Origin of the sequence: Nitrospira sp., from assembly GCA_037045225.1 — a bacterium.
Lineage (GTDB): Bacteria > Nitrospirota > Nitrospiria > Nitrospirales > Nitrospiraceae > Nitrospira_A.
Window position 1 is genome coordinate 1 of record JBAOHZ010000004.1, and the last position, 12,189, is coordinate 12,189.

A 12,189-nucleotide genomic window follows, 5' to 3' on the forward strand; every position below is an offset into this window, starting at 1 on the left:
CGTTGTGGCAGGTGCGAGGCTTATGCTAAAAATCTCACATGACTACCGCAAATCCCATTGTTCTATCCAAATTCCGCGCCGCGCTCGATGCGCTGTACGGTGACCGGATCGAGCGCGTGGTTCTGTTTGGGTCACGGGCACGAGGCGACGCGCTCCCTGATTCCGACTATGACGTGGCCGTGTTTCTCAAAGACCTTGCCGACCGCTGGGTGGAAGCCGACAAAATCGCGATGATCGCCACGGATGTTTTGGATGAAACGGGCGAAGTCATTCACGCCATGCCGTACCGGGCAGGCTCGTATCGGGAGCGCACGCCGCTCATGCACGAGTTGAGACGGGAAGGACGCGATCTGTGACGCCGGAGGCCGACCGCTATCTCGAAAAAGCGCGCCAATGCCTGAGCAACGCCAAGGCCGCCCTTGGCTATGGACTCAGCAACGATGCCGGGCGCGGCGCTTATCTAACGGTGTTCCATGCCGCGCAAGCCCTCATCTTCGAGCAGACCGGCAAGGTTGCCAAAACCCATCAGGGCGTACAAAGCGAGTTTCACCGGCTGGCAAAAAGCGAGCCGCGCATCGATAAAGCCTTCGCGCCCTTCTTGGGCCAGGCCTATAACCTGAAAGCTGTAGCCGACTACGAAACGGGGCCAGACTCCAATATTCCGCTCGAACGGTCGGCGGCAGCCCTTGAAACCGCAACTCGCTTTGTCGCGTGTATTGCAGAGCTTTTGGCGACTTCCTAACGCTCACTGCGCTTTCGCAGCCGCCTCCGTCTTACGAGCCAGAACGGCCTGACCTTTCGTCTTCCACTGCGCCCAACGGGCGGGATCATCGAGCTCGGCGAGCGCCGCCAGGGCGCCGGCCAACTCGGCGGGATCACGGGACTCCAAGCCGACCAAATCGAACAGCAGACCCTGCTGAATCAAACGATGGTTACGGGCCTTGCGGGCGGCGGCCTTCTCCTCGGACACCACCTTCGCGGCCAAGCCCCGCAACTTCGCAAAGCGCTCATCGGCCTTCTCGGCGCGGACCAACACCGCCAAATGACGGTCATCGGCGGGCGAGCGATCCGGCTTCTCGGCCAACATCATCAACAACCGCTGCGGTTCACTCGGCGCTTTCAGTTGACGCAAATACGCCACGCGATCCGCCAACCACCGCGCATTCGCATTCTCGGACATCCGAACTCCCTCCTTCGCATTGACCGCCGCCAGTGTAACACTCTCCCGTTACCATAAGATCTTATCGGCGCCCCCGCGGCCGGCGGGGGATAACCCAACCTTAGTTAATCGACTAGCGTAACCGGTGGTGAGCCGCTAGAATCCTTTGCAAGCAAAGGCGCGCTTAATGGTTTCTTGTCACCTCCCTTCGGTCATCGCCAAGAAACCGCGCGGTCGAGGGGGCTTCGCCCCCTACGACATACCCCCGAAACCGAAACGCGGTTGATCGACATGGCTTTGGCTCGACTCTCGATGAAATTTGGCAAAGCGGGAAAAGCCGCCGCGCACGCCGCCTACATCGCGCGGGAAGCACAATACGCCCGACGGCTGCACCACGGCGAAGAGCTGGAAGCGAAGGAAACCGGCAACCTCCCAGTCTGGGCCGACACCGAACCCAACCGGTTCTGGCAAGCCGCCGACACCCACGAACGCGCCAACGGCACCACCTACCGGGAAATGGAAATCGCCCTGCCACGCGAACTGAGCCCCGCGCAACGGCTCGCCCTGGTGCGTGGCTTCGTTCAACAAGAACTCGGCGGGTGCCACGCCTACCAATGGGCGATCCACAACCCGAACGCCGCCGACGGCCACGAACAACCGCACGTTCACCTGATGTTCTCCGAACGGCGGGTGGATGGCATCGACCGCGATCCCGAGCGCTACTTTCGCCGCCACAACCCCAAAGCCCCAGAGAAAGGCGGCGCGAAAAAAGGCTACGGTCCCTATGGCGGCGGCTATCTCAGCGCAGCGGAGCGAGTCGCCCACCTCAAAGGACTGCGGCAACGCTGGGAAATCGCCTGTAACGCCGCCCTGGAACGGGCGGGCCGGCCGGAGCGGATCGACATGCGCAGCCACCTCGAACGAGGGTCAACGATCCCCCCGGAACGCAAGCAACTCCCCAGCGAATGGCGGCAGCCCGCAACGCGGGCGGTGGTGCTGGCCTTCCGACAAGCCCGCGCCGAACGGGCGGCAGCGCAAGCCGGGCTAAACCAAGCCCTTCCCAATTGCGGCGCGGCGATGGTCCAGCTTGCAGCCGAACGGCAACGACGGGCCGAAGCCGCCGAACGACAAGCGGTTCTCCAGCGGCGAGCACTCGACCGCATTCCCATGGCGTTTGGGGAGTGGCTGCAACACTCGGATCATCAAGACCATAGCCACTTCCAACGCACGGCTGACGAATCCTGGACAGCCCATCGGGAACGCATCCTGCCGTTGCTTCGGCAGATCGTGGGCCGTTTGGCACCGGAGCCACACCCCGCCGAAGCGGTCCATGCCGTCACGGAGCGGTGCTATGCAGCGTTGAAAGCCCAGGTCGCCAAGCACGAACAACAAGCCGAGGACGCCGAACGCCACGCCCTGGAAACGGTCATCTCGACCCTCATCGCCGAGCTGCCACAACGGCTGGACGACGAGGCGTTGGCGTTCTTCCAGGCGGTGAAAGCCGACGCGGAGAACGCCCAACAAGCCGAACAATGGGTGCTCGAAGCCCTCGGCGAATCCCTGTGCCGACGCCTCCAGGAAGCCGGCTACACGACTCCTCCCACCCCCGAACGGCTGGACGCGGCGGCCCGACGCTGTTACGAGCCGGTCATGGCGCAGGTTGCCGCCCGAGAGGCGCAGGCACAAGCGGAACGCGAACGAGCGGCGGCGGAAGATGCCGAGCGCCAACGCCTGCTCGCCGTGGATCTTCACGCCCTGGAGCGCGACCGGGCACAATGGCAAACGGAACTGGAAGCCCTGCAACGAGTTCGTCCCCCGAATGCCGTCCAACTCGCGACGCACTGGGCCGGACTCACGCCGGCGCAAGCCCACCGGCAAACGGCCCACCGGCAGCTCGAAGCGGTCACCGACGCCTTTCACGGCTGGAACCACTCGGCGGCGAGCTGGTTCGGGCTAAAGCGCGGGGAACGGCCGGCATGGGAACAGCGCATCCAGCACGCCGAAGATGCCGCAGCCCAGGCGGAACACGACTACGCAGCAGCCCAGCAGCGGTTTCATGAGCTATTACCAGCGGCCCGCGATGCCGTGCAACGACAGGCCGAGCAGCGACAGCAGCAAGCGGCGGCATTACAGCAGCGGATCGACGAATGTGAGGCACTGATGAACCACGCGGCACGGGTGCAGTTTGAGGCGCACGGGCAACACTTGCCGCAGTGGCCTTCTTCCAAACCGAAGCCTCCCACGCCGAGGGGGTGAGTCAAGAGATTCAGGATTTCACGATTCGGGCGCCAATCTTGAATTTCGTGGGAGGAATGATAAGAAATAAGCGGTTTTTAAGAAAATCTGGATGCGAGACTAGGCGAATTTTTTTCAAGGATAACGTCACGCATCACTGGCAGCAAAAAGCAGAGCGAGGAACGAGCAGAGCTTTATGCTATCCGCGTGAATGCGATTGTTAGCACAGATGGGCTCTATGCTTCATAGCAACTACTTGAGATAATTGAAGTTACTTGTATCAACACCCTTTAAAGCTTCACGTTCGAGGTGATATTGCTCTTGCAATTTATTTTGTTTACGTTGTTCCGTCAGTTTTTGTTGTTCTATTGCCATTCTTGTTTGCCGCTGTGTCGCCTCCTGCTGTGACTCGCATTGCCTAAATCCATCGGACCATCCTTGTGCGTACTGGCTATCTTGTTCAAACCGCCTTGTATCCTTCTTGAATTGATCAAATAAACTTCCCCCGGCTTTATTTCCACTATGGCAACCATCATCGAATCCCTCAGCATACGATAGCGGGTAACCTTCTTTGATCATTGTTTCCTTCTGGGTAGCACATCCGGAAAGCAGCAATAAGCAAGATGTAATTGTTGTCATAAGTAGTCGATTTACGTTTTTCATCTTCTTTCAGTTTGTGAGTGTCTATTGTGACGAGGAAGTAGATTTTTTGCTAAAGTGATTATCACCCGCCGTTCCTCGTAGAACGCCGCATTCGATAAGTACCCAAATCTGACCAATAACAGGAATAAGGTTGAGGAGTACCCACCATCCGGATTTAGCGCGATCATGCCAGCGCTTGATTTGTACAGCTAGTCCAATCCACAATATGATGACGAAATTCGCAAGTGTTATGAATCCCGACCCGATAGTCATCGGATTCTCTGGTCCATACGGCCCCATCAGCTTCTGGAAGATAGTACCCCATCCTATTAAGATTAAGGTGACCATCCAAAATGGGAGCCGATTTATACGGCCGCGAAAAGAAAAGAGGAGCGACTTTAAATCCATAACATCCTCAGTTTAAGAAATCACGAAATTCAAGATTGGTGCCGAGTCGTGAAATCCTGAATCTCAGGTGTTAAAGGCAGCAGCACAAAAGGAAACCGTTTCGCGCGATCACCTCGCGAAACGGAAAAATCGTACGTTAATAACTCGTAGAATCAGTAAATTGCAGCCAGTCGGCTCAATCGGGTGGCATGAACTTGAAGAAGACAACGTTGTTGTGGATGTCCGCCGTACACAACGCCTTCATTCCGGGCGTAGACATGGTTACTTGGCGGCTCCCCATGATGTACGCGTTCGACTGGATCACGCGAACCGAACTCATGCGCTCGTTCACTTCGTCGGCCATCCGGCTTGCACAGGCTTGTTCCTGAGCGTTTGCATCGCCCGTCGCGTCCTTGTTTGACGATGACGAGCGCCGCTGGCGCTCCGGATGTCGGCTGAAGTGCATGTCATGGATGTTGTACTCCCGGTCCACCCAACAGGTGGCTGAACCGCCCGGGAAGATCAAGTCCACCGTGGCTATGCCCGACTTCGAGCCTTCGGTCCTCGTCACTCGGACGTCGCTCATTGGAATGTCCCTCATTTCGGATACCCGGCCCGCACAAGCCTGCTCCTGGCCGGGATCGGCCAAGGCGGGTCCGCAAGCTAGGATCAAGCTCACCGTGAGAGGACACGCGGTCATCCACTGCTTTGTCATTACATCGTCCCCCTGTTGAAACCATTACATTAAGGCAACCGACCTTTTTTATTATAGGCTTCACGTACTTCTGGTTCTTCCGCAGCCGGTGGCTTTTTCTTTCAAGCGACCGCTCGTTGAATTTAATGGACCTTGTGTGCCGAAAGGCCCCAGGTTTTTCCGACGGCTCCGCGCAAGTCCTTGATACACGGGTGTTCCGAAAAATCTAACAATAGACACAGTCATGGACGACCGCAATCGTCTTGTCGGCGCCGAAGCCGCTAGGCGATTGGTTATCGTGAAGGGTGGCTAAATCTTGGGTGCGGTTCGAGCTTGACGTCATGCATGAAACATTATTACTATTTAACATGTTTACATATTAATAAATTAAAATGTTGATTACGGCACTGATCGGACAGAAAGGCGGAACCGGAAAAACGACGACCAGCTTGGGCTTGGCGGTGGCGGCCGCGCGCGCCGGACAGGCCGCCGCGATCATTGACCTTGATCCCCAGGCGAACGCCGCGAACTGGAAGGACCGCCGGGAAGCACCAAATCCAGCCGTCGTATCCGCTCAGGTCAGTCGATTGCGGCAAACCTTGAAAACGGCCCGAGAGCACGGCGCCGAATTTGTCGTCATCGACACGCCGGGGAAATCCGACAGCGCCGCCGTCGAGGCGGCCCGATCCGCCGATTTGGTTCTCATTCCGGCGCGGCCGCAGATTTTTGACTTGGAGACGCTGCCGGCCATGCGCGATCTCTTGCGGGTGGCCGGTACCGCCCCGGCTTATTTGGTTTTGAACGGCTTGCATCCTCAGGCCCGCAAACAAGCCGAAGAAGCCAAGGCGATGATTCGAGACTCGTGCGGTCTGCCCGTTTGCCCGGTGCATCTTTGCCAGCGTGCCAGCTACGCCGAAGCACCGATGAACGGTTTAGCTCCGCAAGAACTCGATCCGGACGGCAAAGCCGCTGTCGAACTGGAGCAGCTTTACCGGTTCGTCCTTCAACAACTCACTCGGACGACAGCACAGCATGAGTAACAAACTGCAAGCCTTACAACGGGCGCTCGACAGCAAGCAACCCAAAGTCACCAAGCCGAAAGCGAACACGACCCCGGCCCGGAGTGAGAGCTATCGGGCGCCAAGTCGCGAGGGCAAGACGAATATCACCGCTTATCTGGTGCCCGGATTTAAATCCAGTCTGCGGTTGATCCAGGCACGCAACGGCGCCAGTCTTCAAACACTCGTCGCGGAAGCGTTGAATGACTTGTTCGTGAAGTACAACGTGCCGACCGTTAAAGAAGAATGATGGAAAACCAACATGTCATCATATTTATATGTTCACATCATTACATATGAACATTTTAATTAAATCACTTTTGATTTAATTAAAAAATTAAGAGGATTTCCGATGGCGAGTTAGCGAGAAGCTGGCGGCGACGCGACTAGCTTGTTAGTCGGTTGATGCCCACAAAATGTGGCGGTTTGGGAAGGAGGTTACTATCCTGTCACGGATAGGTGATGAGGAATTCTAAAACCGGAAGGACAAAACGGTATGGGCGTGAACGTGACAACGCCCCGTAACCCGAAAGCTTTGGCAGGCGGAAGGTTACGAGGCGCAGTACCGAATACATTGGGGATCGGCACTTTCCATAGTAGCCGCCCCTCGGTTCGCATTCAAGCGCGAGGGTCGGTTCATGCAGCCGCAACCTGAACCACTCCCCTCGCTGCTGGCCCGGCTGGACGAAGCTGCGCTCTATCATCGCGCGGAGGATCGCGGCTTTTTCACTCTGCTGTGGGCCGAACCCGACGCCGCGCCGGGACACCGGCCGCCAGCGCTGAAAATCCAGCGGGCCTACCGCCTCGATGTCCTCCCCCAGATCATCGCCGCCCTCGACCCGGAACGGGACACCTGGATTTCCCAAGCCGAGTTTCACCGGCCCAACCGCCGCATCGTCCACCTGCTGCGTCTGGGGCTGTGTTTCGTCGATCTGGATACCTACAAGACCCCCCACGGCGAAAGTCGCCCAGAAACGCTCCTAGGGCGGTTCCTGGGCCATTGCGGGGACGAGGACGTGCCCCTGCCCTCACTGGTGATTTACAGCGGGCGGGGATTACAGGCGAAATGGCTGCTGGAGCGTCCCCTACCGCGCGCCGCCCTGCCGCGCTGGAACGCCGTGCAAAAAGAACTGGTCGCCCGGCTTGAACCGTTCGGCGCCGATCCAGGGGCGCGGGACGCCAGCCGGGTGCTGCGGCTGGTCGATACCGTCAACACCCGCTCCGGCGAACGGGTGCGCGTCCTCTGGGTGCAGCGGCACGCCGAGGACGTCCGGCGCTACCCCTTCGAATGGCTAGCCGAAACGCTGTTACCCGTCTCGCGAGAAGCCCTCCAACTCAAGCGGACACAGCGGCCACACTCGACAGAGCCCCATACCCCGCTAAAGGTTATCCCCGGCGGCAAGACCGGGAATCTGCGAGTGTTCTCGGGTCGGCAACTGGCCTGGGACCGACTGGAAGACCTCCGCAAGCTCGCTCAACGGCGCGGCTGGACCGAGCACGGCATCCCCCACGGCTACCGCTCCAAGTACGTCCACTGGTGCCTCAACTTCCTGCTGCTATCCGGTGCGGTCCCCGCCAACCAGCTCTATCTGGAAGCCCAAGCCCTGGTTCGGGAAGTCTGTCCCGACTTCGACAAGGACGTGCGCTCCGTGCTCTCCACCCTGTACCGCAAAGCCAAAGCCTACGAAGCCGGTGAACGGATCGAGTTCAATGGCCGCACCTATCCGCCGCTCTACACCCCCAGAAATCGCACCCTGCTGGCCCTATTCAACGTGCAAGACGATGAAATTAAAGAACTTAAGACCATCATTACGCCGGAGGAAGCGGCGGAACGTCACCGGGAACGTAATCGCGAGGCTGAAGATCGGGCTACTTACCTGAGAACTGCGAAACAACGCCGAGTAGAAGCACAGTCAAGGCGAGAAAAAGGTGAGTCTTTACGGCAAATTGCGGCAGTTTTAGGGGTAAGTCCCGAGGCGGTTCGTAAGATGCTCAAAGAGTAGGGTGTCAACTGTCCTGCGTATTACTAGTGGCGTAGCCCTTGGGTTTTTCGGGTTGGGGGATGTCGGGGTGTTTTTTTGTGTGGGGTGGTTGGAGGTGCTGCCGTCCAGCCAGGGAGGGCGACCGTGAGCGCCAGGGAGGGCGCGAGCGGGGGCGGCTCCGTCAGGGAGGACGGCTTGTCCACGGTCTCCAGGGATGGGGTGGTCACTGAACGGTGTTTAGTGGGGAGGGGGGGCGCGGGGGGGAACCGTGGAACAGGGCCGATAATCCCTATTATTGGAACTAATCCAGGGTCTTTCGAGTGGTCATGATCGAACGGGTGGTCGAGAGACTAGGCGTCGATGCCCCGAGAAACGCCGGAGGGACCGTTTTTGTTTTAAAATCGCTAAGTTAGTGCGGATGGCGGTTGCCGATTTTTACTGAGTTTCCTTCAACAACCGATATCCCCATTCCGATTGACTTGTTAGGCCTGCTTCCAGAACTGTTGTAGCCACCGTTGCGTGCGCCGACCCAGTTGCCATGACGGTAAGGCGAGCTGAAGAAGTGACAGTCCCAGTGGATTTGTTCGCGCCCATATCAGCCCAGCCACCCACCACAAGCCGTGATTCAAGTTGCGGGGGCGACCGTTGCGCCAAGCAGTGGTGACCCGGCCCAACACGGCATCTGGGGTAAACGGTCCTTCGCAATGCAGTTGTGCGTCGCCACGGATTAAAAACGCCGCGCCGTCCACCCACCGCACGATACGGTGCAACACATAGCGCTCTATTACGTCCGATGAGTCCGTTTGCACCAGCACCATATCCCCCAGACGAAGCGTGAGGGCCGGTTCGAGTTCCACCACATCGCCGTCGCGGAGGAAAGGGAACATGCTGCTGCCGGTCACGGTCATGCGCACCCGCTGACCGCGTTCGAGGGCGGCGCGGACTATAGGCATCAGTTCGCGGCTGGGGAGAATCATCATAATATCGACCGCACCAGAGGAATGACCGCCCTCTCTGGCCGGCAGCGCAGGCGATAGACCGGTACTCGCGCCAGGATGGCATTGAGGTTGGTAAAGGCGCGCTGCATGAGCGCCGGATCCCAATACGGCAGAAAGGCGCGCGCCGCCAACAGCGAGGCCGCCGCCGGGGCCAACGGTTGGATGGCGTTCTCCGGCGCTTGCTCCAATACGATCAGGGCCGCCAGCGGCGCGGCATGGTTGCGGGCGATGTCAGCCGTGCCGCCCCAGGGCGTGCCGTAACACATCGGGCCGTTGGCCTCCATTCGCACGGCGATGCGATCATCGTTCATGGCGATCACGCCCGGCTCCTGACACCACAACTCCACTTGCGTGCTCTTGCCGGCGCCGGAATGACCGATGAAGACGATGCCTTGGCCATTGTCGTCCAGGGCAGAGGAGTGAAAGACCAACCCGCCGGTGAAGAGAATGGCGGCGCGTAGAACCAATTCGCCGGCACCGACGTTCAGCAGACTCTGCCATGGTGTGCCGGTACGCTGTTCGGTCAGCGTCAGGTCGTTCCACACTGCATTGGCGCGCAACACGCTTTGCACCCGCGCCGCCTGGCCTTCGTTCTGGTACGCCAGCGCGGCGTAGTTATCCTGTCCGTCACGGTACATTTTCCAGATCGAACCGGGGTCGTAAATCAGATCGCCGCGCGGCACTGGCGGAGAGGGGCTTTCTTCCCAACGCAGGGCTACACGGGCTAACGGTTTTTCCGGCGAGTTCGTCGCGCGAAAAGGCCCCAGCCGCCCTTCGATGCCGAGTTCGACGGCAGAGAGTGGGCTGGTTAACTCGATCAAAATATTGGCAATGCGGATGGGAATATTATGCAGGTTGGCCATAACGTCCCTTGCGCGCCTGAGCAATTTCGCACAGATAGGGCACGGGTTCGGTCAGAGTATCGGTTTCCAGTGCCGACCACGCCGGGCAGCGCGGGCAATAAGCGCGTGCGTCGCAGGCTAGGCAAGACGGCGCCAGCGGCGGAGCCGTATCCACAAAGCGCTGCACCTGTTCCCAGGCGGCGCGAAAGCCGGTTTCAAGCGGGCGGGCGGCAGGCAACGGCAGGTCAATGCAGGCGTTCATTTCCCCCCGTGGATTGACGACAAAAGCAGCTTGGCCGGCCTGACAATAGAAATTGCGATCCGGGCCGAGAGAAGCCTCGCGCAAGGCGGTTTCAGTCCATTCGGTGGCGGAAGCGCGGTCGGTCGCTTCGAGAGCGACACACTCGGCAGCGGACAGGCGGCAGGCGGCAGCCTCCGACGGGGCGCCGTCGCGCCGTTGGGAGAGCAGCCAGCCGGCCGAGAACGGCAGGCCCCAGTCGTGCGCCATCTGGCGCATGGCGTCCAGTTCGCCCACGTTGTGCCGGGTGATGGTGGTCTTGAGGCCGAGCGGGACGCGGTGTTTGACCAGCGCCTCGATGCCGGCGCAACAGCGGGCGTAACTGCCGGGCACGCCGGTGACGGCTTCATAGGTGGTGGCGGTGGCACCGTAGAGCGTGATTTCGGTGCGGCTGGGTGGAGCCTCCGCCAGACGTGCCGCGCGCGCCTCGGTGATGAGCGTGCCGTTGGTGAACAGGGTGAGGATGAGGCCCAGGCGGGTGAGCGGCGTGTAAATCTCGAAAAAGTCGGGACGCAGAAAGACTTCGCCGCCAGTGAGGAGCAAAAAGACCATACCGTGGTCAACGGCCTGACGCGCCAGTTCCAACCACTCTGGCGTCGAGAGTTCCTTGGTGCGCACCGCCTGATCCCCAGCCGCCTGGCGGACATAGCACATCTGGCAGGTCAGGTTGCAACGCTCGGTCAACTCAAACGTACCGTTGACCGGCTGGCGGCGGGTCGCGGCACGGCGGTGCAGTTCGCTGATCAGCGGGCCATAATCGGTAGGTAAGGCGACGCGGGCGGCGGTCATGACTCCAAAAGCCCCATCTTGGCGATCTCGTCCATGAAGGTCTGTACGTCGTCGCGGGCGAGTTCGGGGGTCACGTCGAAGCGCTCCGCCACGGCGCTGGCCAGTTCAGCCAGCGTGCGCTCTTGCGCCAGCAATTCCCACACGCAGGCCGCTGTATCGTTCAGGGTGATGAGGCCGTTCAGGTCCATCATCCGCGCCCCGAGCGGCACCAGGAGATTTTCGCCAGCGACGTTTTGCATTATAAAATCTGTTTTGCGTTTCATTTCTTCTCAAAATCAAAATGATCTGACCGGTTTTCAAAACCGGTCAGATCTCATTGCACAAAAAAGCTGGAGCAGATAACCACTCTACGTGAGCTCTTAGACACTAACTATTCTGTCGGGTGTGAGCTGCACAGCCTTGTTTTATCTTTGAGCACGACAGCAACCTCTCCTCCAGCTTGAGGGGGACAAAAGTGAACTTAGGTGGTGAGTAGGGCTGCTTGGGTTTGTCTAAAGTTTCGCTCTTAGGCTCAGTTGAAATTACAGTCGATTGTTTCATGAGTTCTCCTCAAAATATCAAGAATAGGTGATAGAATTACCTTAATAAGTCGGTTAAAAAGTAGATGTTTAATAACCGGTTTTTGAGCCGATTAATTACGGGCTATTATGCGGTTTTTTTGCGCCGCTACAGCTAACTTAGTACGGTTTAACTCTATATAATGCTACCCAACTTCTTCAATGTCGGACTTGCGTAGGGTTTACGAGGGGCCGCGCGTTTTTTATCCATGCTGTTCTCTACTCGTATTTATGCAATAAAGACTTTACACGCTTTAATTTCTAAGCTACAGCCTATCGCTTTCAGCTCATCCATAAGGTTGATGAAGTCTCGCAGCGAACGGGCCAGTCAGGCAATTTTTCAAATAACAAGCATATTATACTTTGTAACGAGTATTTTGAGATAGTTCGCCAACTTAGGGTGTTGGACATGTGCTCCCCGTGGCCTTGTCGGTAAAGATGCGCTCAGTCTAACTGTTGATTTAGTAGTGATGCGAAGTTGTGCTAAAGCTCTTAATTTTTGACAAATTGATCTTGAACATTCGACGGTATATAATGAAAAGTTATCG

At 58.3% G+C, this 12,189-nt stretch carries 13 protein-coding genes; 6 read left to right on the forward strand and 7 right to left on the reverse strand.

Annotated elements, in window-relative coordinates; all coding sequences use genetic code 11:
- The first annotated feature begins 38 nt into the window (after positions 1 to 38).
- Positions 39 to 356: a nucleotidyltransferase domain-containing protein gene (locus V9G17_00345; protein ID MEI2751022.1), complete on the forward strand. Its 318-nt coding sequence runs from the start codon at positions 39 to 41 to the stop codon at positions 354 to 356.
- Positions 353 to 742 (forward strand): HEPN domain-containing protein, encoded by a 390-nt coding sequence (locus V9G17_00350; protein ID MEI2751023.1) that lies wholly within the window; start codon positions 353 to 355, stop codon positions 740 to 742. Before V9G17_00345 ends, V9G17_00350 begins: the two co-directional genes overlap by 4 nt.
- Positions 743 to 745: 3 nt before the next feature.
- On the opposite strand, the gene traD is transcribed toward V9G17_00350, so the two are convergent.
- Positions 746 to 1,180 (reverse strand): conjugal transfer protein TraD, encoded by a 435-nt coding sequence (gene traD, locus V9G17_00355; protein ID MEI2751024.1) that lies wholly within the window; start codon positions 1,178 to 1,180, stop codon positions 746 to 748.
- Between the two features lie 291 nt (positions 1,181 to 1,471).
- Between traD and V9G17_00360 the strand changes: the two genes are divergently transcribed.
- Positions 1,472 to 3,415: a MobA/MobL family protein gene (locus V9G17_00360; GenBank protein MEI2751025.1), complete on the forward strand. Its 1,944-nt coding sequence runs from the start codon at positions 1,472 to 1,474 to the stop codon at positions 3,413 to 3,415.
- Between the two features lie 231 nt (positions 3,416 to 3,646).
- Here V9G17_00360 and V9G17_00365 read toward each other — a convergent pair whose 3' ends face one another.
- Positions 3,647 to 4,033, reverse strand: a complete 387-nt coding sequence (locus V9G17_00365; GenBank protein ID MEI2751026.1) for a hypothetical protein — start codon at positions 4,031 to 4,033, stop codon at positions 3,647 to 3,649.
- A gap of 586 nt (positions 4,034 to 4,619) precedes the next feature.
- Positions 4,620 to 5,009 (reverse strand): hypothetical protein, encoded by a 390-nt coding sequence (locus V9G17_00370; GenBank protein MEI2751027.1) that lies wholly within the window; start codon positions 5,007 to 5,009, stop codon positions 4,620 to 4,622.
- Between the two features lie 500 nt (positions 5,010 to 5,509).
- Here V9G17_00370 and V9G17_00375 point away from each other — a divergent pair, with 500 nt between their 5' ends.
- The 3 genes from V9G17_00375 to V9G17_00385 all read left to right on the forward strand — a co-directional run bounded on the left by V9G17_00375 (position 5,510) and on the right by V9G17_00385 (position 8,178).
- Complete coding sequence (locus V9G17_00375; GenBank protein MEI2751028.1) at positions 5,510 to 6,157, forward strand: AAA family ATPase; 648 nt, start codon at positions 5,510 to 5,512, stop codon at positions 6,155 to 6,157.
- Positions 6,150 to 6,425 (forward strand): ribbon-helix-helix domain-containing protein, encoded by a 276-nt coding sequence (locus V9G17_00380; GenBank protein ID MEI2751029.1) that lies wholly within the window; start codon positions 6,150 to 6,152, stop codon positions 6,423 to 6,425. Before V9G17_00375 ends, V9G17_00380 begins: the two co-directional genes overlap by 8 nt.
- A 388-nt stretch (positions 6,426 to 6,813) precedes the next feature.
- The gene (locus tag V9G17_00385) at positions 6,814 to 8,178 is read left to right on the forward strand and encodes a hypothetical protein (GenBank protein ID MEI2751030.1); all 1,365 of its coding nucleotides are present in this window, start codon (positions 6,814 to 6,816) and stop codon (positions 8,176 to 8,178) included.
- Between the two features lie 461 nt (positions 8,179 to 8,639).
- Here the strand turns inward: V9G17_00385 and V9G17_00390 are convergent, their stop codons facing one another.
- From V9G17_00390 to V9G17_00405, 4 genes are read right to left on the reverse strand one after another with little or no spacing between them, the layout of a single operon-like run.
- On the reverse strand, positions 8,640 to 9,137 hold the full coding sequence (locus tag V9G17_00390) for a S24/S26 family peptidase (protein MEI2751031.1): 498 nt from the start codon (positions 9,135 to 9,137) through the stop codon (positions 8,640 to 8,642).
- Positions 9,134 to 10,018, reverse strand: a complete 885-nt coding sequence (locus V9G17_00395) for a hypothetical protein (protein MEI2751032.1) — start codon at positions 10,016 to 10,018, stop codon at positions 9,134 to 9,136. The genes V9G17_00390 and V9G17_00395 overlap by 4 nt, the downstream gene beginning before the upstream one ends.
- On the reverse strand, positions 10,002 to 11,084 hold the full coding sequence (locus V9G17_00400) for a radical SAM protein (GenBank protein MEI2751033.1): 1,083 nt from the start codon (positions 11,082 to 11,084) through the stop codon (positions 10,002 to 10,004). The genes V9G17_00395 and V9G17_00400 overlap by 17 nt, the downstream gene beginning before the upstream one ends.
- On the reverse strand, positions 11,081 to 11,347 hold the full coding sequence (locus V9G17_00405) for a PqqD family protein (protein ID MEI2751034.1): 267 nt from the start codon (positions 11,345 to 11,347) through the stop codon (positions 11,081 to 11,083). Before V9G17_00405 ends, V9G17_00400 begins: the two co-directional genes overlap by 4 nt.
- Positions 11,348 to 12,189 lie beyond the last annotated feature (842 nt).

Coding starts and splice junctions, on each gene's coding strand:
- traD (MEI2751024.1), bottom strand. CDS start 1,180: ATGTCCGAGAATGCGAATGCGCGGTGGTTGGCGGATCGCGTGGCGTAT.
- V9G17_00365 (MEI2751026.1), bottom strand. CDS start 4,033: ATGACAACAATTACATCTTGCTTATTGCTGCTTTCCGGATGTGCTACC.
- V9G17_00345 (MEI2751022.1), top strand. CDS start 39: ATGACTACCGCAAATCCCATTGTTCTATCCAAATTCCGCGCCGCGCTC.
- V9G17_00395 (MEI2751032.1), bottom strand. CDS start 10,018: ATGGCCAACCTGCATAATATTCCCATCCGCATTGCCAATATTTTGATC.
- V9G17_00405 (MEI2751034.1), bottom strand. CDS start 11,347: ATGAAACGCAAAACAGATTTTATAATGCAAAACGTCGCTGGCGAAAAT.
- V9G17_00370 (MEI2751027.1), bottom strand. CDS start 5,009: ATGAGCGACGTCCGAGTGACGAGGACCGAAGGCTCGAAGTCGGGCATA.
- V9G17_00375 (MEI2751028.1), top strand. CDS start 5,510: ATGTTGATTACGGCACTGATCGGACAGAAAGGCGGAACCGGAAAAACG.
- V9G17_00390 (MEI2751031.1), bottom strand. CDS start 9,137: ATGATGATTCTCCCCAGCCGCGAACTGATGCCTATAGTCCGCGCCGCC.
- V9G17_00380 (MEI2751029.1), top strand. CDS start 6,150: ATGAGTAACAAACTGCAAGCCTTACAACGGGCGCTCGACAGCAAGCAA.
- V9G17_00360 (MEI2751025.1), top strand. CDS start 1,472: ATGAAATTTGGCAAAGCGGGAAAAGCCGCCGCGCACGCCGCCTACATC.
- V9G17_00385 (MEI2751030.1), top strand. CDS start 6,814: ATGCAGCCGCAACCTGAACCACTCCCCTCGCTGCTGGCCCGGCTGGAC.
- V9G17_00400 (MEI2751033.1), bottom strand. CDS start 11,084: ATGACCGCCGCCCGCGTCGCCTTACCTACCGATTATGGCCCGCTGATC.